The organism is Pseudomonas sp. BB438 (assembly GCF_057180225.1).
The window spans coordinates 5081825-5103005 of sequence record NZ_CM170001.1 but is presented as its reverse complement, the minus strand read 5'-3'; the positions used below and the strand labels follow the sequence as shown (position 1 = coordinate 5103005).

16 protein-coding genes and 1 pseudogene are annotated in these 21181 nt (G+C 65.6%); 12 read left to right on the top strand and 5 right to left on the bottom strand.

Annotation, left to right across the window (positions count from 1 at the left end; all coding sequences use genetic code 11):
* Positions 1 to 175: 175 nt before the first annotated feature.
* On the bottom strand, positions 176 to 3028 hold the full coding sequence (gene rapA, locus AC1ZV1_RS23520; protein ID WP_484293857.1) for an RNA polymerase-associated protein RapA: 2853 nt from the start codon (positions 3026 to 3028) through the stop codon (positions 176 to 178).
* A 227-nt stretch (positions 3029 to 3255) separates the two neighbouring features.
* Between rapA and AC1ZV1_RS23515 the strand changes: the two genes are divergently transcribed.
* From AC1ZV1_RS23515 to AC1ZV1_RS23485, 7 genes are all read left to right on the top strand, one after another.
* The gene (locus AC1ZV1_RS23515; RefSeq protein WP_484293856.1) at positions 3256 to 3561 is read left to right on the top strand and encodes an aspartate-semialdehyde dehydrogenase; all 306 of its coding nucleotides are present in this window, start codon (positions 3256 to 3258) and stop codon (positions 3559 to 3561) included.
* A gap of 48 nt (positions 3562 to 3609) precedes the next feature.
* Positions 3610 to 4209 (top strand): alpha-ketoglutarate-dependent dioxygenase AlkB family protein, encoded by a 600-nt coding sequence (locus AC1ZV1_RS23510; protein WP_484293855.1) that lies wholly within the window; start codon positions 3610 to 3612, stop codon positions 4207 to 4209.
* Positions 4206 to 4367 (top strand): hypothetical protein, encoded by a 162-nt coding sequence (locus AC1ZV1_RS23505; RefSeq protein WP_088419735.1) that lies wholly within the window; start codon positions 4206 to 4208, stop codon positions 4365 to 4367. Before AC1ZV1_RS23510 ends, AC1ZV1_RS23505 begins: the two co-directional genes overlap by 4 nt.
* Positions 4368 to 4569: 202 nt before the next feature.
* On the top strand, positions 4570 to 4680 hold the full coding sequence (ccoM, locus tag AC1ZV1_RS23500) for a cytochrome c oxidase subunit CcoM (RefSeq protein ID WP_024764625.1): 111 nt from the start codon (positions 4570 to 4572) through the stop codon (positions 4678 to 4680).
* Between the two features lie 182 nt (positions 4681 to 4862).
* The gene (locus tag AC1ZV1_RS23495; protein ID WP_484293854.1) at positions 4863 to 6851 is read left to right on the top strand and encodes an FUSC family protein; all 1989 of its coding nucleotides are present in this window, start codon (positions 4863 to 4865) and stop codon (positions 6849 to 6851) included.
* Positions 6838 to 7047 carry a DUF1656 domain-containing protein gene (locus AC1ZV1_RS23490; RefSeq protein ID WP_484293853.1) on the top strand — a complete coding sequence of 70 codons (210 nt, stop codon included), beginning with the start codon at positions 6838 to 6840 and terminating at the stop codon, positions 7045 to 7047. The genes AC1ZV1_RS23495 and AC1ZV1_RS23490 overlap by 14 nt, the downstream gene beginning before the upstream one ends.
* Positions 7048 to 7060: 13 nt before the next feature.
* A complete protein-coding gene (locus AC1ZV1_RS23485; protein ID WP_484293852.1) occupies positions 7061 to 7915 on the top strand; it encodes an efflux RND transporter periplasmic adaptor subunit in 855 nt (284 codons plus the stop codon).
* Here the strand turns inward: AC1ZV1_RS23485 and AC1ZV1_RS23480 are convergent.
* From AC1ZV1_RS23480 to AC1ZV1_RS23470, 3 genes are all read right to left on the bottom strand, one after another.
* Complete coding sequence (locus tag AC1ZV1_RS23480) at positions 7899 to 9074, bottom strand: MFS transporter (protein WP_484293851.1); 1176 nt, start codon at positions 9072 to 9074, stop codon at positions 7899 to 7901. The genes AC1ZV1_RS23485 and AC1ZV1_RS23480 overlap by 17 nt on opposite strands.
* Before the next feature lie 142 nt (positions 9075 to 9216).
* Positions 9217 to 9687, bottom strand: coding sequence for a MaoC family dehydratase (locus AC1ZV1_RS23475; protein WP_484293850.1), 471 nt, complete (start codon positions 9685 to 9687; stop codon positions 9217 to 9219).
* A complete protein-coding gene (locus tag AC1ZV1_RS23470) occupies positions 9684 to 10637 on the bottom strand; it encodes a lysophospholipase (RefSeq protein WP_484293849.1) in 954 nt (317 codons plus the stop codon). The genes AC1ZV1_RS23475 and AC1ZV1_RS23470 overlap by 4 nt, the downstream gene beginning before the upstream one ends.
* A 307-nt stretch (positions 10638 to 10944) precedes the next feature.
* On the opposite strand from AC1ZV1_RS23470, the gene fadD2 reads away from it, so the two are divergent.
* Positions 10945 to 12633 (top strand): long-chain-fatty-acid--CoA ligase FadD2, encoded by a 1689-nt coding sequence (fadD2, locus tag AC1ZV1_RS23465; protein ID WP_484293848.1) that lies wholly within the window; start codon positions 10945 to 10947, stop codon positions 12631 to 12633.
* Between the two features lie 160 nt (positions 12634 to 12793).
* On the opposite strand, the gene AC1ZV1_RS23460 is transcribed toward fadD2, so the two are convergent.
* On the bottom strand, positions 12794 to 13030 hold the full coding sequence (locus AC1ZV1_RS23460; RefSeq protein ID WP_484297620.1) for an HP1242/YdcH family protein: 237 nt from the start codon (positions 13028 to 13030) through the stop codon (positions 12794 to 12796).
* A 509-nt stretch (positions 13031 to 13539) separates the two neighbouring features.
* Between AC1ZV1_RS23460 and fadD1 the strand changes: the two genes are divergently transcribed.
* The 4 genes and pseudogenes from fadD1 (at position 13540) to hrpA (ending at position 21178) form a co-directional block, all read left to right on the top strand.
* Complete coding sequence (gene fadD1, locus AC1ZV1_RS23455) at positions 13540 to 15225, top strand: long-chain-fatty-acid--CoA ligase FadD1 (protein WP_484293847.1); 1686 nt, start codon at positions 13540 to 13542, stop codon at positions 15223 to 15225.
* A 39-nt stretch (positions 15226 to 15264) separates the two neighbouring features.
* Positions 15265 to 16089, top strand: a pseudogene (locus AC1ZV1_RS23450) (cache domain-containing protein); the annotation flags it as partial.
* Between the two features lie 150 nt (positions 16090 to 16239).
* The gene (locus AC1ZV1_RS23445) at positions 16240 to 16995 is read left to right on the top strand and encodes a methyl-accepting chemotaxis protein (protein WP_484297619.1); all 756 of its coding nucleotides are present in this window, start codon (positions 16240 to 16242) and stop codon (positions 16993 to 16995) included.
* Positions 16996 to 17158: 163 nt separating this feature from the next.
* The gene (gene hrpA, locus AC1ZV1_RS23440; RefSeq protein WP_484293846.1) at positions 17159 to 21178 is read left to right on the top strand and encodes an ATP-dependent RNA helicase HrpA; all 4020 of its coding nucleotides are present in this window, start codon (positions 17159 to 17161) and stop codon (positions 21176 to 21178) included.
* Positions 21179 to 21181 lie beyond the last annotated feature (3 nt).

Here is a 21181-nt window from a genome sequence, read left to right as displayed (position 1 = left end):
TGCGCAGCGTCAATGGTAGTCGGTGTGTCCGATCGTGCCGGGAGTAGAGCGGCGGATTCGTTGCTTTTCGACTGCTGCCATTGGCTCGCGAGTCGGTTCGTGGGCAGAGGCAGTCGCATGAAAAAAGCCGCCACCGGTTGCCCGGCGGCGGCTTCGTCGTGGCGCAATGGCGGGATCAGCCGGCGACCAGCACGCGGATCGCTTCCAGACGCAGGGAGGCCTTGTCCAGCATGGCCAGGCTGTCGTCACGCTGCTTGCGCAGGGCTTCCAGTTCGCTGTCGCGCACGCTCGGGTTGACGGCCTTGAGTGCGGTCAGACGCGCCAGTTCCTCGTCCAGTGTCGCGGTCAGTTGCTGGCGAGCGGCTTCAACGCGCTCGGCATGGCGCGGGGTGATCTTGGTCTCGGCCTGGGCGAACTGCTTGGCCAGCACGTCACGCTGGGCCTGCACGAACTTGTTGGCGCTGGCGCGCGGCACGCTTTCCAACTGGTCGTTCAGGGTGTCGAAGGACACGCGTGCGGAGAGATCATTGCCGTTGGCGTCCATCAGGCAGCGCAGCGCCACCGGCGGCAGGAAGCGCCCCAGTTGCAGCTTGCGCGGCGCCACGGCTTCACTGACGAACAACAGCTCCAGCAGCACGGTACCCGGCTTGAGCGCCTTGTTCTTGATCAGCGCCACCGAGGTGTTGCCCAGCGAGCCGGACAGCACCAGGTCCATGCCGCCCTGCACCATGGGGTGTTCCCAGGTGAGGAATTGCATGTCTTCGCGGGCCAGGGCCTGGGCGCGGTCGTAGGTGACGGTCACGCCTTCGTCGTCGCCCAGCGGGAAGCTGGCGTCGAGCATCTTCTCGCTCGGGCGCAGGATCAGCGCATTCTCGGAGTGGTCCTCGCTGTCGATGCCGTAAGTATCGAACAGACGCTCCATGTAGATCGGCAGGGCGAACTGGTCATCCTGTTCCTCGATCTCGGCGACCAGTGCCTCGCCTTCGCCAGCGCCGCCGGAGTTCAGTTCCAGCAGGCGGTCGCGGCCGTTGTGCATCTCCGCTTCCAGCGCTTCGCGGGCAGCGGTGCCTTCGGCCAGCAGGGCGTCGAAGGCGTCGTCATCACCGCCGTCGAGCAGCTCCACCAGGCGCGGGCCGAAGCGGTGCTGCAGGGCGTTTCCGGTGGGGCAGGTGTTGAGGAAGGCGTTCAGCGCCTGGTGGTACCACTGGAACAGGCGTTCCTGCGGGCTGTTCTCCAGGTGCGGCACGTGGATCTGGATGGTGTGCTTCTGGCCGATCCGGTCCAGGCGGCCGATGCGCTGTTCCAGTTGGTCCGGGTGGGCCGGCAGATCGAACAGCACCAGGTGATGGGCGAACTGGAAGTTGCGGCCTTCGCTGCCGATTTCCGAGCAGATCAGCACCTGGGCGCCGAACTCTTCGTCGGCGAAGTAGGCGGCGGCGCGGTCGCGCTCGAGGATGCTCATGCCCTCGTGGAATACCGTGGCCGGGATGCCGGACTTCAGGCGCAGGGCATCGCCCAGGTCCATGGCGGTCTCGGCGTGGGCGCAGATCACCAGCACCTTGTACTGCTTGAGCATCTTCAGGGTGTCGATCAGCCACTCGACGCGGGGGTCGAAACGCCACCAGCGGTTGTTCTCGTCGCCGTCCTCGGCCTGGGCCTGGTAGCTGACTTCCGGGTAGAGGTCCGGGTGCTCGCCCAGCGGCAGCTCCATGTACTCGATCGGATTGGTCAGCACGTAGGGGTGCAACTGGCGTTCCGGGAAGCCCTGCACGGCGGCGCGGGTGTTGCGGAACAGGACGCGGCCGGTGCCGTGGCGGTCGAGCAGCTCGCGTACCAGGCGGGCGCGGGCTTCTTCATTGCCGGCCTCGACGCTGGCCAGCAGCTCGTCGCCCTCGCTGCCGAGGAAGCCGTGGATGGCCTGGCGGGCGGCAGGCGAGAGGCTGCCCTGGTCGATCAGTTCCTGCACCGCCTCGGCGACCGGGCGGTACTGGGTGCTTTCGGTGCGGAAGGCTTCCAGGTCGTGGAAGCGATCCGGGTCGAGCAGGCGCAGACGGGCGAAGTGGCTGTCCAGGCCGAGCTGTTCCGGGGTCGCGGTGAGCAGCAGCACGCCGGGAATGACCTGGGAGAGTTGCTCTACCAGCTGGTATTCCGCGCTGGCCTGCTCCGGGTGCCACACGAGGTGGTGGGCTTCGTCGACCACCAGCATGTCCCACTCGGCGGCGAACAGGGCGTCCTGTGCCTTCTCGTCCTCGCGCAGCCACTCCAGCGCCACGAGGGCCAGCTGGGTGTCTTCGAAGGGGTTGCTGGCATCGCTCTCGACGAAGCGCTCGCGGTCGAACAGGGCGACTTCCAGGTTGAAGCGCCGGCGCATTTCCACCAGCCACTGGTGCTGCAGGTTTTCCGGCACCAGGATCAGCACGCGGCTGGCGCGGCCGGAGAGCAGTTGGCGATGGATCACCAGGCCTGCTTCGATGGTCTTGCCCAGGCCCACTTCGTCGGCCAGCAGGACGCGCGGGGCCATGCGGTCGGCGACTTCGCGGGCGATGTGCAGCTGGTGCGCAATGGGTTGCGCGCGGGCGCCACCCAGGCCCCAGAGCGAGGACTGCAGCAGGCGGGTACGGTGTTCCAGGGTGTGGTAGCGCAGGCCGAACCAGGACATCGGGTCGATCTGCCCGGCGAACAGGCGATCGCTGGCGAGGCGGAACTGGATGAAGTTCGACAGCTGGGTTTCCGGCACGGTGCGCTGGTCGTTCTGCGCGGTGAGGCCGTGATAGATCAGCAGGCCGTCGATCTCGTCCACTTCGCGGACGGTCATCTTCCAGCCTTCGAAATGGGTGATCTCGTCGCCGGGGGCGAAACGCACGCGGGTCAGGGGCGCATTGCGCTCGGCGTACTGGCGGGTATCACCGGTGGCCGGATAGAGCACCGTGAGCATGCGGCCGTCCAGCGCCAGGATGGTCCCCAGCCCGAGTTCCGCTTCACTGTCGCTGATCCAGCGTTGACCGGGTTGATACTGCGCCATGGACACCTCCCAAAAAAAGCCGGCTATGGTACCGGAACGCGCAGCGTTCAGCGATGGCCGTCAGCGCCTCCGGTCGTCCGAATCTTCGGCGAAACCTGTGACGAGTGCGCACTCATCGCGAATCGTGGAAAGTGTAGCGAGGCGCACTCAAGTCTGTGGCCGCTGCGCCGATAGCCTGACCAGAGGACTTCCCACCGTGCTTCTCGCAAGGGCTGGCGCCCAGGACTCGCACCATGCTGCCGCCGATTCCCCATAGTCTGGCACCCGTCACTGCCCAGCAGGACGTGCCCAAGCCGCGACCGGATGTCACCCCGGTGACGCCGCCTGCGCCCAGCGCGGGCAATGCCGGCGTCGAACTGGAGCGTCGCCCGGACGAGCAGGCGCTGCGCGAGGAGTACCAGCGCCGGCGCAAGCGTCGCCAGCTCGCCGATGGTACGCCGGAGGGCGAGGCGCTGGAGGAACTGGAGGAAGTCGAGGAGCTGGGCGAGGACGTGCAGGCCGCCCAGCGCAAGGGGCTGTGGATCGATGTCGAGGTCTGACGTCGCGGGGGAGTAGACTGGCCCCATCGCTGAGTACCCGAGCTTTCCATGCTGTTCGACGACGCCCCGATCCTTCTCCCCGATGCCGAGCTGCGCCTGATCCCCAATTGGTGCCCGCCGTCGCGCGCCGCACAGTGGTTGGAGCAACTGCTCGAGCAGACGCCCTGGGAACAGACTGTCGTGCACCTGCACGGGCGTGACTATCCGGTGCCGCGCCTGGTCAACTGGTACGGCGATCCGGAGGCTTTCTACACCTATTCCGGGCAGACCCACGCGCCGCTGCCCTGGACGCGGCTGCTGATGGAAATCCGCTCGGCGGTGGAGCAGGCCGCCGGCCAGCGCTTCAACGGCGTGCTGCTCAACTACTACCGCGACGGCCAGGACTCCATGGGCTGGCACAGTGATGACGAGCCCGAGTTGGGGCGCAATCCGGTGGTGGCGTCGTTGAACCTGGGCGGCACGCGGCGCTTCGATCTGCGGCGCAAGGGGCGTAACACAATCGAACACTCCATCGAGCTGTCCGGCGGTTCGCTGCTGGTCATGTCCGGCGCGACACAGCATTATTGGCAACATCAGGTCGCCAAGACGCGCCGTCCGGTTGCGCCGCGCCTGAATCTGACTTTCCGCCTGGTGCACGCCCTGCCATGAGCAACGACGACAAGCTGATCGATTTCACCGCCGAGCGCGACAAGCGCATCCACGACGTGCACGAAAAGCGCCTGCAGGACGTGCGCAAGGCCTTCGAGCAGGCCTTGCCGCTGGGCAAGCCGCGCAAGAAGGGCAAGAGCAAGCCCAAGAAGCGCTGATTTCCCTCACCCTGGGCCGCAAGGCCCCGCTCTGCGCGGCTTCCCGCCGCACCCGCCCCCCTCCGAAACTTGACCTGCGTCAGTGCTCCAGCCCTCCTCGGAACGCGCCTTGTCGACCATTGATCCAGGTCAATTTGTCGTGCCCGGCCGCCGGTAATCTGCACACATCCCCAGACGATGTAGGCAACAGGAGGCCAGCATCATGTTCATCGACGAAGTGGTTCTCGCAGGCATCCTTACCGTCGGACTGATGGTTGTTTTCTTCGGCGGGGTTGGAATTTTCATCTGGAAGGACAGCCACAAGAAGAGCTGATCCTTACAGAGACACAGAGCACGCAAGGCACTTCGGGCGACTTAGGTCGCCCGTTTTTTTTGCCTCGACGAAAGTGGGGATGACATATTGTTAGCCTGCTAATAATATGATTGGCAACTATCCCGTCATCCTGTTTGCCGACTATCTTTAAGCGATAGTTTCAGACCCTTTCGAGAGACCGCGTGCGACCTACGCTACAGGCATTCCTCGCGCCGGATACGCTGGCGCTGAAATTCGCGATCAAGACCCTCCTGGCCGGTGGCCTGGCGCTCTGGTGCGCGTTTCGTTTCGATCTGGAACAGCCGCAGTGGGCGCTGATGACCGTGTTCATCGTGTCCCAACCGTTGTCGGGCATGGTGGTGGCCAAGGGGCTCTTCCGCCTGATCGGCACGCTGGTCGGTACCATCATGTCGGTGGTGATGATCGCGTTGTTCGCCCAGACACCCTGGCTGTTCCTGCTGGCCATTTCGCTGTGGCTCGGCCTCTGCACCGCCGCCTCGACCACGCTTCGCAACCATGTGTCCTACGCCTTCGTACTGTCCGGCTACACCGTGGCGATCATCGGCCTGCCGGCGATCAGCCAGCCGCTGGGCGTCTTCGACCAGGCCGTGGCGCGCAGTACGGAAATCTGCCTCGGGATCCTCTGCGCCTCGGCAGTCAGCGCGATTCTCTGGCCGCGCCGGGTCGAGGCCAATCTGGACAAGCAGGCCCACGCCACCTGGCTCACCGGCATGCAGGCCGCACGCAGCGAGATCGACGCGGATGCCCGGCAGATCAAGGGCCTGTTGCAGGCGCTGGGCAAGATCGTCGAAGTCGATGTGCAGCGCGACCATGCCTGGTTCGAGGGCTATCGCGGACGGATGCGCTCGCGGGCGCTGCGGATTCTCTCCCGCGACCTGCTCAGCCTGCTGCGCACCGCGCGCGGCGTGGCCCGGCAGCGCAGCGTGCTGGACGCCGAGGACCGCGCGCGCCTGCAACCCTGGTTCGAAGAGTTGCGTGCCACACTGGAAGACCCGCAGGTGGACGCCATGCGTTCGCTGCAGGAGCGGCTGCAGCAGGCCGGCACCGACGAGCGCTACTCCAACGACCTGCGCTACTGCCTGACCCGTTGCGCCTTGCTGCTGCTCAAGGCGCTGAACTCGGAGAAGACCATGCGCGCGGTTTCGGACGGGCGCGTGGACGATGTCGCCACCGGCACCCTGTCCTGGCACCGTGACTGGCTGATGGCGTTGTTCTACGGCCTGCGCAGTGCGCTGGCGCTGCTGGGTATGTCGGCCTTCTGGATGGCCACCGCCTGGCCGGCAGCCACCGGTGGCATGCTGCTGGCGGCGGTGATCTGCAGTCTGTTCGCCAACCGCGACAACGCCGTCACCATCGGCCTGGGCTTCCTGCGCGGTATTCTCTATGCGATCCCGGCGGCCGCCGTTGTCAGCCAGTGGTTGCTGCCGCAGTGGAACGGTTTCCCGTTGCTCTGCCTGGCGCTGGGCGTGCCGCTGTTCTTCGCGCTTCTGGGCATGGCTACGCCGGCGCTGGCGGGTACGGCGACGTCCTTCTCGATCCATTTCATCACCCTGGTGGCACCGAGCAACGTGATGAAGTACGACTTGGCCAACCTGCTCAATTCGGCCCAGGGCATCGTCATCGGCGTGGGCTTCGCGGTGCTGATCTTCCGCCTGCTCACCCTGCCGGCGGACTGGCTCAACCGACGGTTGATCCAGGCCACCTGCGAAGACCTCGGACGCCTGACCCGGCGGCCGCTGGCCGAAGCCGAGAGCTGGTTCGGCGGGCGCATGGCCGATCGCCTGATTCGCCTGGCGCGTCACTACACGCTGTTGCCCAAGGAGGAGCAGCGGCGCTGGCAGGACGGCCTGCTCGCCCTCGATCTGGGCAACGAGCTGATCCACATGCGCGCCTGCCTCAATGGGGCGCAGGGCCAGTTGCGCAAGCGTCGCGACCAGTTCCTCGGAGCCCTGGGCAGCGTCCTGGAAAAGGGTCCCGGGGCGGGGCGCGAGCTGCGTCTGGACAGCCTGTGCCCACCGTTGGAGGAAGCCCTTGCGCACGACCTGCAGGGCGACAACGAACCCAACCGCCTGGCCCGTGCCGCGCTGGCGCAACTGCGTCACACCTGGCGCCAGTGGTGCCTTCTGGAGGACGCCAATGGGACTGCATGAGTTCGGCTGGGGCGGTGTGTTCCTGAGCCCGCTGTTCATCTATGCCGTGCTCGCCCTGGGCCTGACCGTCGTTCTGCGCCTGCTGCTGCAGGCCACCCCCTTCGGACGCTGGATCTGGCACGAGGCGCTGTTCGACTGCGCCTTGTTCGTGCTGATTCTCTGCGCCATCACCTGGGCGCTCAGCGGAGCACCTTGAGAGGAGAAGCTGTATGCGCGGATACCTTCGCGTAGCGGTCACCATCATCCTGGTCATCGCCGCCGTCATGGCGGGCACCTGGTTGTGGCGCTATTACATGTTGTCGCCCTGGACCCGTGATGCGCGGGTGCGCGCCGACGTGGTGGTGATCGCCCCGGACGTTTCCGGCTGGGTCACCGACCTAGCCGTACAGGACAACCAGCAGATCAAGGCCGGTGACCTGATCATGCGCATCGACCACGAACGCTACGCGGCGAACCTGGAGCAGGCCAAGGCGCTGGCCGAGACCCGGCACCAGCAGTACCTGCTGCGCGTGAGCGAGGCAACCCGACGCAACAAGCTCGGCATCGCGGCGATCAGTGCCGAGGACAAGGAAACCGCGCAGATCAACGCCGCCATCGCCAAGAGCGAGTACGACGAGGCGCAGGCCCAGGTGCGCCTGGCGCAGCTGAACCTGACCCGTAGCGAAATGCGCGCCCCGCGCGACGGACAGATCACCAACCTGCGCCTGGCCCAGGGCAACTACGTCCAGGCAGGTCAGGCGATGATGGCGCTGGTGGACCAGAAGTCCTTCTACGTCACCGCCTACTTCGAGGAAACCAAGCTACCCGGCATCCGTGTCGGCCAGCCCGCCCAGGTGGTGCTGATGAGCGGCGACATCGCCATCGATGGCACCGTGGAGAGCATCAGCAGTGGCATCACCGACCGCAACGCCATCCCCGACAGCCAGTTGCTGGCTAACGTCGAGCCGACTTTCAACTGGGTGCGCCTGGCCCAGCGCATCCCGGTGCGCATTCACCTCGACAAGGTGCCCGACGGCGTCCACCTGAGCGCCGGGATGACCGCCAGCGTTACCGTGAAGCCGTGAGTGGCGCCTCTGTCCGCTCGCGTTGAAGCCAGCAGGATAGCGCTGCGCAAAGGATGGACGTGGTGACCAGCGCCAGGCCGATCCAGGGCGTCCAGGCGATCCCGGCCAGGCTGATCACTGCGCCGCCCACTCCTGCACCGAGTGCCACGCCCAGGTGCATCGCCGAGGTGTTCAGGGCCACCCCGGCGGCGGCGCTGGCCGGGTCGCTGGCCAGCAGATAGCTCTGTACGGCTGGCGAGATCATCCAACTGATGGTGCTCCAGACCATCAGCGCGCCGAGCAGGCGCCACGGATGGCCGATACTCAATGGGATTGCCAGCATCGCCAGGCCGAACAGCATCGGCACCACGACCAGCGCACGACGATGGCCGAGGTGGTCGCTCAGCCAGCCGCCCAGGTAGCCACCGCCGATGGCCGCCAGGCCTATCAGTAGCAAGGTCAGGGCGATGCCTTCGCTATCGGTGATCCCGGCGATCTGCTGGAACCACGGCGTGATGTAGGCGAACAGGGTGAAATGCCCGCCCAGCAGCAGGATCGACACCAGTTGTGCCAGATTCAGCGCGGGATTACGCAGTTGGCGTTGGTAGGCCGCACCGTTGGCCGGGCTGTCCAGCGCGCGGCGCGGCAGGGCCACCCGCAGGAGGGCCGCCAGTGGCAGCGAGTACAGCGCGATGGCAGCGAAGATCCAGCGCCAGCCGAACCAGTCGTTGACCAGCACGCCGACCGGCACGCCGAATACCAGCGAACCGCTGATGCCCATGAAGATCAGGCCGATGGCCCGGCCGCGCTGGGTTGGCGGCGCCAGCTCCACTGCCAGCAGGCTGGCTTGCATGATCAGCAACCCGCAGCAGGCGGCCATGCCGATGCGCATCAGCAGCAGTGATGCATAGCCGGGACTCAGCGCCGCGCCGGCGTTGAACGCGGCAAACACCAACAGGGTGATGACCAGCAGTCGGCGGCAGTCGGCACCACGGGTGAGCCAGCCGAGCAAGGGCGCGGCGACGGCGAAACTCAGGGAGAACAGACTGGTGAGTTGCCCGGCGAGGCTGAGGGACACGTGCAGGTCAACAGCGAGCGAAGGCAGGATGCCGGTGAGGATGGCCTCGGCGAGGCCGGCGGCAAAGGTACAGAGGGACAGCAACAGCAGTCGAAGGTCCATGGCGGCTCCGATTCCCGGTGAGGGGTTTCGGGCACGAAGCCTTCGGTTATCCCGGATGGATGTGAGGTGGCGGGGGCAGGGTAGTCGAGCGGGAAACTGTATACAAGTTTTCGGGGCCGGATAGCCGGCCCCGAAACGCGCCTCAGCCGATGGTAATCGGCGGCAGGGCGGGCAGTTCGATGTTGAGTTTCTCAGTCGGCGCCATGACTTCGGCCTCGCCCTTGACCACGGCCTTGCCGTCCTGGTTGAGCACGATGGTGCTGATGCGTACGCGGTTCTTCGGCAGCTTCTCCAGCACTTCCAGTTCGACGGTCAGCTCGTCACCGAGTTTCACCGGGCGGGTGAAGCTCAGGTTCTGGCCGAGGTAGATGGTGCCCGGGCCGGGCAGGGTGGTGGCGATCGCCGCGCTGATCAGCGCGCCGGTGAGCATGCCGTGGGCGATGCGCTCCTTGAACTGGGTGGTGGCGGCGTACTCGGCGTCCAGGTGCACCGGGTTGCGGTCGCCGGAGACCTCGGCGAACAGCTGGATGTCGCGCTCGGTGACGCTGCTCTGGAAGTTGGCCTTCTGGCCGACTTCGAGTTCTTCGTAGGGTACGTTCTGTACGGAAGTCATAGGGGCTCCTCGGATTTCTCGACCTGCGGGACGGGGCAGTGCGCCGCCAGCCAGTCGATCAGGTTGCGGGTGACCTCGTCGCGGTTGCTCTCGTTGAACAACTCGTGGCGAGCGTCGGGATAAATCTTCAGTTGGACGTCACGAACCCCCGCCCGGGTCATCGCCTGGGCGAGATCGCGCAAGCGGCTGCCCTGGCTGACCGGGTCGCGCTCGCCGCCGATTACCATCACCGGCAGATCGTTACGGATCTGCGAGAGGTGCTCCACCGGGGTGATGTCGGCGAGACCGCCGAGCAGGTCGACCCACAGCTGGTTGCTGCAGCGGAAACCGCAGAGCGGGTCGGCAACATACTTGTCGACTTCGACGGGGTCGCGGCTGAGCCAGTCGAAGGCGGTGCGATTGGGTTTGAAGGCCTTGTTGAACGAGCCGAAGGACAGGAAGTCGATCAGCGCGCTGTGGCCCAGCGGACCCTGGCGCCAGCGCTCGAAACGGGCAATGACGCGGGCGCTCTTGTACAGCGCCACTGGCTGGTAATTGGAGCCGGACAGCACCGCCGCCTGCACGCTGGCGCTGTGCTGCATCAGGTAGGCGCTGCCGATGTAGCTGCCCATGCTGTGGCCGAGCAGGATGATCGGCAGGTCCGGGTGTTCCTCGCGCACATGCTGGTTCAGGGTGTGCAGGTCGCCGATCACCTTGCCCCAGCCGCCGCGGTCGGCGTAGTGGCCCAGTTCGCCGTTCTCGGCGGTGCGGCCGTGGCCGCGCTGGTCGATGGCGTAGAGGTGGTAGCCGGCGGCGTTCAGCGAGAGGGCCAGGCGCTCGTAGCGGCCGGCGTGCTCGGCCATGCCGTGGGACAGCATCAGGGCCCCGCGGGACGAGCCTTCCGGCGCCCAGTGGCGGGTGTAGAGCGGTGTCTCGTCGCTGGCGGCAAGCCAGTAGGCGGCGTAGGGCATGGGGTCCATCCTGCTTCTTGTTCGTCGATTCTTATTCGAATGGTGGCCATGGAACGGGCCGACCGGGGCGATTCTGCCACGCCGGGACATCTTCTGTATGGATTGCCAGTCGCACCCGATCGTCGCCGGGCGAGTGGCGCCCAGGGCGGCCGTCGGCTCTACCGCGCGCCGTGCCGGGTTGGTGGCGCAAGATTCACGCAGTCTATGACGCTCGCCCGAGTCTTTGCGATGACCAAAGGAACTGCTAGCTTCCGTCGAATGACCGCAATGACGGTTCGGTTTCGCTCAGGTATGAGGACAAGAATAAATGCAACCTGATTTCTGGAACGACAAACGCCCGGCCGGCGTGCCCAGCGACATTGACCTGACCGCCTACAAGTCGGTGGTGGAAGTCTTCGAGCGCTCCTGCAAGAAGTTCGCCGACCGTCCGGCCTTCAGCAACATGGGCGTGACCCTGACCTACGCCGAGCTGGACCGCCTGTCCGCCGCCTTCGGCGCCTACCTGCAGAAGCACACCGACCTGAAGCCCGGCGACCGCATCGCCGTGCAGATGCCCAACATCCTGCAATATCCCATCGCCGTGTTCGGCGCCCTGCGTGCCGGCCTCATCGTGGTCAACACCAACCCGCTCTACACCGCCCGCGAGATGCGCCATCAGTTCAAGGACTCCGGCGCCCGCGCGCTGGTCTACGTGAACCTGTTCGGCAAATTGGTGCAGGAAGTGCTGCCCGATACCGGGATCGAATACCTGATCGAGGCGCAGATGGGCGACCTGCAGCCTGCGCTCAAGGGCCTGCTGGTCAACACCGTGGTCAAGCACGTGAAGAAGATGGTGCCGGAGTACAATCTGCCCCAGGCCGTCTCCTTCAAGGCCGCGCTGCGCCAGGGCCGTGGCCATGGCCTGCAGCCGGTCAAGGTCGGCCTGGAAGACATCGCGGTGCTGCAGTACACCGGCGGCACTACCGGCGTGGCCAAAGGCGCCATGCTGACCCACGGCAACCTGGTCGCCAACATGCAGCAGGTGCACGCTTGCCTGCAGCAGCACGGCCCGGACGGCAAGCCGCTGATGCAGGTCGGCAATGAGGTGATGATCGCGCCGCTGCCGCTGTACCACATCTATGCCTTCACCGCGAACTGCATGTGCATGATGGTCAACGGCAACCACAACGTGCTGATCAGCAACCCGCGCGACATCCCCGGCTTCATCAAGGAGCTGAAGAAGTGGCGCTTCTCCGCGCTGCTGGGCCTGAACACCCTGTTCGTCGCGCTGATGGATCGCCCGGAATTCAAGGAACTGGACTTCTCCAACCTGAAGGTCACCAACTCCGGTGGCACCGCGCTGGTCACTGCCACCGCCGAGCGCTGGAAGGCCATGACCGGCTGCACCGTGGTGGAAGGCTATGGCCTGACCGAAACCTCCCCGGTGGTCAGCACCAACCCCTACGGTGACGCAGCGCGCCTGGGCACCGTCGGCCTGCCGGTGCCGGGCACCGCGCTGAAGGTGATCGATGACGACGGCAATGACGTTGGCCTGGGCGAGCGCGGCGAGCTCTGCGTGAAGGGCCCGCAGGTCATGAAAGGCTACTGGCAGCGCCCGGACGCCACCGCCGAGGTGCTGGACGCCGAGGGCTGGCTGCGTACCGGCGACATCGCGGTGATCGACCCGGACGGCTTCACCCGCATCGTCGACCGCAAGAAGGACCTGATCATCGTCTCCGGCTTCAACGTCTATCCGAACGAGATCGAGGATGTGGTGATGGCCCACCCGAAAGTCGCCAACTGCGCGGCCGTCGGCGTGCCGGACGAGAAGTCCGGCGAGGCGGTGAAGCTGTTCGTGGTGCCCCGCGAAGGTGGCGTGACCGTCGAAGAGCTCAAGGCCTACTGCAAGGAAAACTTCACCGGCTACAAGGTGCCCAAGCACATTGTGCTCAAGGATGCCTTGCCGATGACGCCGGTGGGCAAGATCCTGCGCCGGGAGCTGCGCGAAACGGCTTGAGGTCGGCGTGAACGGCAAAGGGGGGCTGATTCTGAATCAGCCCCCCTTTTTTATCTCGGCAGCGCTCCCTTGAATGAATAACCCCAGCCGCTGGCTGGGGTTATTCACTAACGGCGAGCGGGTTGGCTAGCAAGGAGGCCACGCTCTCTTCCAGAATCCGTCAACCACCGCAGCGGCCACAGCAACCATCTTTCTTGCGAAGGATTTCGTAGAGGTCGTCCTTGAGCTGCAACTTCTGCTTTTTCAGCGCTTCGATGGTGTCGTGCGAGGCGGGGGTGATGCCGGCTTCCATGTTCTTGATCTCCTGGTCGAGATCGTTGTGGCTATGGAAGAGCTTGGCGAAATGCGGGTCTTCGGCTTTGAGGCGGGTAATCTTTTCGCGGTATTCGGGAAACATGAGGGTTCTCCAGGAGAGTGCAAAAACACTCTGCGTGATCCGCAGCGGGCCGGTGTTGAGGTAGATCATTCCCGGAGGCTGATTTTGCCGGCCTGGCAGCGATGACGCAGGCTCCTGTTTGGCTCGGACGGGGCGGATTCTGCGTCGGGAGTCGCGCGAAACCGACGGATCGAAGTCCAACGATTTACCGGCGCAACGAAGGCTGGCCTGAGTGCCTGTCTCCGTTCTTTTTTCCGGTTTCATCGCCCTGAAATCCACTTTGTCAGACAATCCAACAAGGCTGCGAGCCTTCTGGGACGGGCTTTTCCGACGAACGGAGAGTTGGTGACCGAAAAGCCTGTCTCCGGTCATTTTTCTTACGGACGAGGCTGTGTTTGGTGCTGGTCGCTGTTTCTCAAAGCTGATAATCTCGGCCCGCTTTCGCTCCCCCAGCCAGGGGAAAGCGACATAAACACAACAAAGAACCGCGAACGCGGTAAAGATGAGCTGTTGCTTAGGAGTGGGCTTCCATGACCGACAATTTCTGGAAGGACAAATACCCAGTGGGGATCGCTGCCGAGATCAACGCTGACCAGTACCCGAACATCCTCGCGGTACTCAAAGAATCCTGCCAACGTTTTGCAAACAAGCCTGCCTTCAGCAACCTGGGCAAGACCCTGACCTACGGCGAGATGTACAAGCTCTCCGGGGACTTCGCGGCCTACCTGCAGCAACACACCGATCTCAAGCCCGGCGACCGCATCGCCGTGCAACTGCCCAACGTCCTCCAGTACCCGGTCGTGGTCTTCGGCGCCATGCGCGCTGGCCTGGTCGTCGTCAACACCAACCCGCTCTACACCGCGCGGGAAATGGAGCACCAGTTCAACGATTCCGGCGCCAAGGCGCTGGTGTGCCTGGCGAACATGGCGCACCTGGCCGAGGAAGTGCTGCCCAGGACCGGCATCCGCAACGTCATCGTCACCGAAGTGGGTGACATGCTGCCGCCGCTCAAGCGCTTCATCGTCAATTTCGTGGTCAAGAACATCAAGAAGATGGTTCCGGCCTACCACATTGCCAACGCGCAGAAGCTCACCGACGTCCTGGCCAAGGGCCGCGGCAAGGCGGTGCAGGAAGTCTCGCCGCACAACGATGACGTCGCCGTGCTGCAGTACACCGGTGGCACCACCGGCGTGGCCAAGGGCGCGATGCTGACCCACCGCAACCTGGTCGCCAACATGCTGCAGTGCAAGGCACTGATGGGCGCCAATCTCAACGAAGGTTGCGAGATCCTCATCACCCCGCTGCCGCTTTACCACATCTACGCCTTCACCTTCCATTGCATGGCGATGATGCTCACCGGCAACCACAACATCCTGGTGACCAACCCGCGCGACCTGGCCAGCATGGTCAAGGAGCTGTCGCAGTGGAAATTCACCGGCTTCGTCGGCCTGAACACCCTGTTCGTCGGCCTGTGCAACAACGAAGGCTTCCGCAAGCTGGACTTCTCCGCCCTGAAGCTGACCCTCTCCGGCGGCATGGCCCTGCAACAGGCCAGCGCCGAACGCTGGAAGGACGTCACCGGCTGCGCCATCTGCGAAGGCTACGGCATGACCGAGACCAGCCCGGTGGTGTCTGTGAACCCGTTCCAGAACATCCAGATCGGCACTATCGGCATCCCGGTTCCGTCGACCCTGTGCAAGGTCATCAGCGATGACGGCCAGGACCTGCCGCTGGGCGAGCGTGGCGAGTTGTGCGTCAAGGGCCCGCAGGTCATGAAGGGCTACTGGCAGCGCCAGGAAGCCACCGACGAGATCCTCGACAAGGACGGCTGGCTGCGTACCGGCGACATCGCGATCATCCAGGAAGACGGCTACATGCGTATCGTCGACCGCAAGAAGGACATGATCCTGGTGTCGGGCTTCAACGTGTACCCCAACGAGCTGGAAGACGTGCTCGCCACCCTGCCGGGCGTGCTTCAGTGCGCCGCCATCGGCATCCCGGACGAGAAGTCCGGCGAGGCGATCAAGGTGTTTGTGGTGTCCAAGCCGGGCGTCACCCTGACCAAGGAGCAAGTCATGCAGCACATGCACGACAACCTCACTGGCTACAAGCGTCCCAAGTCCGTGGAATTCCGCGACAGCCTGCCGACCACCAACGTCGGCAAGATCCTGCGACGCGAATTGCGCGACGAAGAGCTCAAGAAGATCAGGGCTTAAGCCGATAAACAAGGAACCCGCCGCAAGGCGGGTTTTTTGATGGGGCACGGAAGCCATGTCCTTTATCTGCCTGAGGTGAACGCCTTGAACACTGCCCTCCGTTTGCGCGCCAAGGTCCTGCTCCTGGCCATCGTGCCGATCCTCCTCCTCACCCTGTTGTTGTGCGCCATTTCGACCGTTGCGTTGCGGCAACTGGCGACCCAGCAGGAAGCGCAGATCCGCGAGAACCTCACGCAGGACCGCGAAGCCCAGCTGAAGAACTTCGTCGACGTGGCCCTGGCCGCTGTCGGCCCGGTCTACCAGGCCGCCGCCGAGGGCGATGCCCAGGCGCGCGAACAGGGCATCGCGATCCTCAAACGACTCGAGTACGGCAAGGGCGGCTACTTCTGGGGTTACGACACCCGCTCCGTGCGCGTCTTCCAGGGCACCAGCGATGAGCGCCTGGGCGAAGACTTCAGCACCTACCGCGATCCCAACGGCGTCTACGCCATTCGCGAGCTGGTGGCAGCGGGGCAGAGCGGCCAGCACTATGTGCGCTACAGCTTCACCCTGCCGGGCGGCAACGCCATCGTGCCGAAGATCGGCTATGCCCACTTCCTGCCCAAGTGGAACCTGGTGTTCGGCACCTCGCTGAACCTCGACGACGTCGAGCGTGAAGTGAAGGAAGCCGGTGCCGCCTTCGACGCCAAGATCGACAACCTGCTGCTGCTCATGGGCGGTGCGGCGCTGGCGCTGCTGGTGGTGATCGGCCTGCTCGCCGGTCTGTTCAGCCGCACCATCGTCCAGCCCATCGTGCAGGTGCGCGACAACCTCGACGACATGGCCGCCGGCGACGGCAACCTGACCCATCGCCTGAACCTGGGCCGCAGCGACGAACTGGGCGAGCTGGCCGGCTCGTTCAACCGCTTCGTCGAGAAGATCCACGTGCTGGTGCAGCAGGTAGCCGGTACCACTCAGCAGTTGTCCGGGCTGGTGGGCGACGTGGCTCAGCAGGCGCAGCGCTCCGAACGTGCGATGGATGGCCAGCGCCACGAGACCGATCAGGTCGCCACCGCCATCAACGAGATGACCGCTGCCGCCCAGGAAGTGGCGCGTAGCGCGCAACAGGCTGCCGACGCGGCACAGCAGACCGACCGCGAAGGCCAGGCAGCCAAGCGCGAAGTGGACCTGTGCGTCTCGCAGATCAACGATCTGGTGGGCGAAGTGCGCACCAGCAGCGACTCCCTCGACACCCTGCGCCAGGACGTGCAGGGCATCGTCGGCGTGCTGGAAGTGATCCGCTCCATCGCCGAACAGACCAACCTGCTGGCGCTCAACGCCGCCATCGAAGCGGCCCGTGCCGGCGAGGCCGGGCGCGGTTTCGCCGTGGTTGCCGACGAAGTCCGCGCCCTGGCCAGCCGCACCCAGCAGAGCACCGGGGAAATCCAGCAGATGATAGACCGCCTGCGCGGTACCACGGAAGGCTCGGTGAGCGCCATGCAGCGCGCCAGCGACATGGCCGAGCGCACCCGCGGCCAGGCCAACCAGGCCGGCCAGTCGCTGGATGCCATCGCCCAGCTGATCGGCACCATCAACTCGATGAACGCGCAGATCGCCAGCGCCGCCGAGGAACAGACCGCGGTGGCCGAGGAGATCAACCGCAGCGTGCATCAGATCGCCGGCGGCGTGGACAGCGTGGCGGATGATGCGGCCAAGGGCGCGCGCACCGCGACCGAACTGAACGGCCTCGGGGAGCGCCTGCGCCAGCTCGTGGGTCAGTTCCGCATCTGATCCGGCGGGGCGCAACGCCCCGCCAATCCGGGTCGCCAAGTATTCGGCATGGCGGCCCGTGCCGGTCTTTTGCGACAATTCACGAATTGTCGCCATGACAGCCCATTCCAGGGACCGGCTCCGCACCTGCTCGCGCCGCTCCCGCCTGATGCCCGCGAAGCCGATGACCACAGACAGTACGCCGACCCCCGAACAGCTCCTGCAGCGTATGGATCACGCGATGATCCGCGACCGCCATCGCCTGCGTCGGCAGCTCCACGAACTGCGCAAGCACCCTGACCACGCCAGGCTCGCCCAGTGGGCCGAGCGCTTCCAGGCCTCCTGCGCCAAGGCCGAGGCGCGCCGCGCGAGCATCCCGGCGATCCGCTACGACGACAGCCTGCCCATCGCCGCCAAGCGCGACGAGATCAAGGCCGCGCTGGAAAAGAGCCAGGTGGTGGTGATTGCCGGCGAGACCGGTTCGGGCAAGACCACCCAGTTGCCGAAGATCTGCTTGGAGCTGGGTCGCGGCACCCACGGCCTGATCGGCCATACCCAGCCGCGCCGGCTGGCCGCGCGCAGCGTAGCCACCCGCGTTGCCGAGGAAATCGGCACGCCGCTGGGTTCGCTGGTCGGCTATCAGGTGCGCTTCGAGGACCAGAGCGACGACAGCACGCTGATCAAGCTGATGACCGACGGTATCCTGCTGGCCGAGACCCAGCATGACCGTTACCTCGAGCGCTACGACACGATCATCGTCGACGAAGCCCACGAACGCAGCCTGAACATCGACTTCCTGCTCGGCTTCCTCAAGACGCTGCTGCCGCGCCGGCCGGACCTGAAGCTGATCATCACCTCGGCGACCATCGACCTGGAGCGCTTCTCCAAGCACTTTGGTGACGCCCCCATCGTGGAAGTCTCGGGCCGCACTTACCCGGTGGAAACCTGGTACCGCCCGCTGGCGGCGGAAGTGGACGAGGACGGCGAAGCGCTGTTCGACGACCTTTCCGTGGACCAGGGCATCCTCCGCGCGCTGGACGAGATCGCCGCCCACGAGCGCGACGTCGGCAAGCGTCCCGGCGACGTGCTGGTGTTCCTCCCTGGCGAGCGCGAGATTCGCGACGCCGCCGACATGCTGCGCAAGGCCAACCTGCGTCACACCGAGGTATTGCCGCTTTACGCACGCCTGACGCCAGCCGAACAACAGAAGATCTTCGCGCCCATGCCGGGACGCAAGATCGTGCTCGCCACCAACGTCGCCGAAACCTCGCTGACCGTGCCGGGCATCCGCTACGTGATCGACAGCGGCACCGCGCGCATCAGCCGCTACAGCTACCGCGCCAAGGTCCAGCGCCTGCCCATCGAGGCCGTCTCGCAAGCCAGCGCCAACCAGCGCAAGGGCCGTTGCGGCCGGGTCGAACCGGGCATCTGCGTGCGCCTGTACAGCGAGGAAGACTTCAACGGCCGCCCCGCCTTCACCGATCCGGAAATCCTGCGCACCAACCTCGCGGCGGTGATCCTGCAGATGCTCCACCTGCGCCTGGGCGACATCGAGGCATTCCCCTTTATCGAACCGCCGGATGGCAAGGCGATCAACGACGGCTTCACCCTGCTGCAGGAGCTCTCGGCGGTGAACCGTGAGGGGCAACTGACGCCGCTGGGTCGCCAGCTCGCACGCTTGCCGATCGACCCGCGCCTGGGCCGCATGCTGCTGGAAGCGGCGCAACTGGGCAGCCTGCCGGAAGTGCTCACCGTGGCCAGCGCGCTGTCGGTGCAGGACCCGCGCGAGCGGCCGATGGACCGCCAGCAGGCCGCCGACCAGGCCCACGCGCAGTGGAAGGACCCGGATTCGGACTTCGCCGCGCTGATCAACCTCTGGCGCGGCTTTGAGGAGCAGCGCCAGGCGCTGGGCTCCAACCCGCTGCGCGCCTGGTGCCGGAAGAATTTCCTCAACTATCTCCGTTTGCGCGAGTGGCGCGATGCGCACCGCCAGCTGACGCTGATCTGCAAGGACTTGCAGTTGCCCTTCGGCTCGAAGCCGGACGGCGCCCCGCGCAAGAGCGACCCCGCCCGCGAACAGGCCAGGCAGCACGACAACCGTGGCCGCCAGCCGGTCGCCAAGGCGGATGAGCCGAAGGCCCGCGACATCGACTACGCCGCCGTGCACAAGGCGATCCTCTCTGGCCTGCTCAGCCAGATCGGCCAGAAGGCGGAGGAGGGCGACTACCTCGGTGCCCGCCAGCGACGCTTCTGGATTCATCCCTCCAGCGTGATCGGCCGCAAGAAACCGCAATGGATCATGGCCGCCGAACTGGTGGAGACGACCAAGCTGTTCGCCCGCATGGTCGCGAAGATCGAACCGGACTGGCTCGAGCCGCTGGCTGGGCACCTGGTGAAGAAGAACTACCTGGAGCCGCACTGGGAGAAACGCCGTGGCCAGGTGGTGGCCTACGAGCAGGTCACCCTCTACGGCCTGATCATCATTGGCCGCCGCGCGGTGCACTACGGCCCGATCGATGCACCGGTGTGCCGCGAGATGTTCATCCGCGAGGCCCTGGTACGCGGCGAGATCAACAGCCGCGCCAAGTGCCTGTCGGCCAACCGCCAGTTGCTGGAGAAGCTCGACGAGCTCGAAGCCAAGGCGCGCCGGCGCGACATCCTCGCCGACGAGGAAACCCTGTTCGCCTACTACGACGAGCGCCTGCCGGCGGACATCTACCAGTCCGCCAGCTTCGAGAAGTGGTACGAGCGCGAGCACAAGCAGCAGCCGGACCTGCTGATCATGCGCGAGGAGGACGTCCTCGCCCGTGACGCCAGCGAAGTGACTGCCGGCCTCTACCCGGACCGCCTGCGCCTGGGTGACTTGCAACTGCCGCTCAGCTATCACTTCGAGCCCGGCCACGTGCGCGACGGCGTGACCGTGCGCGTGCCGGCGCCGCTGCTGCCGCAGTTGCCCGCCGAACGCCTGGAATGGCTGGTGCCGGGGCTACTGGAGGCCAAGTGCATCGAGCTGGTGCGCAGCTTGCCCAAGGCCATCCGCAAGAACTTCGTGCCGGTGCCGGACTTCGTCCGCGCCGCGCTGGGCAAGATGGTGTTCGCCGAAGGGGCGCTGTCCGAATCCCTTGGCCGCGAGCTGCAGCGCATGACCGGCAGTCGCGTGCCGGAAGAGGCCTGGGCGGAAGCCGAGACCCAGGTGGAAAGCCACCTGCGGATGAACATCGAAGTCGTCGACGCCCGTGGCAAGTTCCTGGGTGAAGGCCGCGATCTGGCCGAGCTCACCGCACGCTTCGCCGAGGCCAGCCAGGCCGCGCTGGCGATCCCGCAGGCGGACAAGCCGCAGAAACCGGTGGAAGCCAAGGGCTTTGGCGAGGTCGCCGAGAAGGTCCAGCAGAAGGTCGCCGGACTGTCGATGACGGTCTACCCGGCATTGGTGGAAGAGGCCGGCGTGGTGAAGGAAAACCGTTTCCCGACCCAGGCCGAGGCCGACTACCAGCACCGCCGCGCCCTGCAGCGCCTGCTCCTGCAGCAGCTCGCGGAGCCGGCCAAGTTCCTGCGCAGCAAGCTGCCGGGGCAGACCGACATGGGCCTGCTCTACCGTGAGCTGGGCCGGGTCGAGTCGCTGGTGGAAGACATCCTGCTGGCCAGCCTGGACAGCGCCATTCTCGACGGCGAAAGCAGCCTGCCGCGTGATGGCGCCGGGCTCGCCTCCCTGGCCGAGAAGAAGCGCGGCGCCTGGACCGAACACGCCGAACGCATCGCCCGCCTGACCCTGGAAATCCTCAAGCTCTGGCACGGCCTGCAGAAGCGCTTCAAGGGCAAGGTCGACCTCGCCATGACGGTGCCGCTGAACGATGTGAAGGGGCAGTTGGCGAAGCTGGTCTACCCCGGCTTTGTGCGCGACACGCCGCTGGAGTGGCTGAAGGAATACCCGCGCTACCTCAAGGCGGTCGAGCAGCGCCTGGACAAGGTCGCCGGTCAGGTCCAGCGTGACCGTGTGTGGAGCGGCGAGATGGCCGGCTACTGGGAGCAGTACTCGGCGCGCCTGGCCAAGCATGCCCAGGAAGGCAAGCGCGACCCGGAACTCGTGATGTACCGCTGGATGCTGGAGGAGTACCGCGTCTCGCTGTTCGCCCAGCAGCTGGGGACGAAGGTGCCGGTGTCGGACAAACGCCTGTCGAAACAGTGGAGCCAGGTCGAGGCCTGATGC

What these genes read in the sequence shown, in the direction of transcription:
- AC1ZV1_RS23460 (WP_484297620.1), bottom strand. Translation starts at nt 13,030, where the DNA reads ATGTTTCCCGAATACCGCGAAAAGATTACCCGCCTCAAAGCCGAAGAC.
- AC1ZV1_RS23470 (WP_484293849.1), bottom strand. Translation starts at nt 10,637, where the DNA reads ATGCCCTACGCCGCCTACTGGCTTGCCGCCAGCGACGAGACACCGCTC.
- AC1ZV1_RS23475 (WP_484293850.1), bottom strand. Translation starts at nt 9,687, where the DNA reads ATGACTTCCGTACAGAACGTACCCTACGAAGAACTCGAAGTCGGCCAG.
- fadD2 (WP_484293848.1), top strand. Translation starts at nt 10,945, where the DNA reads ATGCAACCTGATTTCTGGAACGACAAACGCCCGGCCGGCGTGCCCAGC.
- hrpA (WP_484293846.1), top strand. Translation starts at nt 17,159, where the DNA reads ATGACCACAGACAGTACGCCGACCCCCGAACAGCTCCTGCAGCGTATG.
- AC1ZV1_RS23505 (WP_088419735.1), top strand. Translation starts at nt 4,206, where the DNA reads ATGAGCAACGACGACAAGCTGATCGATTTCACCGCCGAGCGCGACAAG.
- AC1ZV1_RS23515 (WP_484293856.1), top strand. Translation starts at nt 3,256, where the DNA reads ATGCTGCCGCCGATTCCCCATAGTCTGGCACCCGTCACTGCCCAGCAG.
- fadD1 (WP_484293847.1), top strand. Translation starts at nt 13,540, where the DNA reads ATGACCGACAATTTCTGGAAGGACAAATACCCAGTGGGGATCGCTGCC.
- AC1ZV1_RS23445 (WP_484297619.1), top strand. Translation starts at nt 16,240, where the DNA reads ATGGATGGCCAGCGCCACGAGACCGATCAGGTCGCCACCGCCATCAAC.
- AC1ZV1_RS23510 (WP_484293855.1), top strand. Translation starts at nt 3,610, where the DNA reads ATGCTGTTCGACGACGCCCCGATCCTTCTCCCCGATGCCGAGCTGCGC.
- AC1ZV1_RS23490 (WP_484293853.1), top strand. Translation starts at nt 6,838, where the DNA reads ATGGGACTGCATGAGTTCGGCTGGGGCGGTGTGTTCCTGAGCCCGCTG.
- AC1ZV1_RS23485 (WP_484293852.1), top strand. Translation starts at nt 7,061, where the DNA reads ATGCGCGGATACCTTCGCGTAGCGGTCACCATCATCCTGGTCATCGCC.
- AC1ZV1_RS23480 (WP_484293851.1), bottom strand. Translation starts at nt 9,074, where the DNA reads ATGGACCTTCGACTGCTGTTGCTGTCCCTCTGTACCTTTGCCGCCGGC.
- ccoM (WP_024764625.1), top strand. Translation starts at nt 4,570, where the DNA reads ATGTTCATCGACGAAGTGGTTCTCGCAGGCATCCTTACCGTCGGACTG.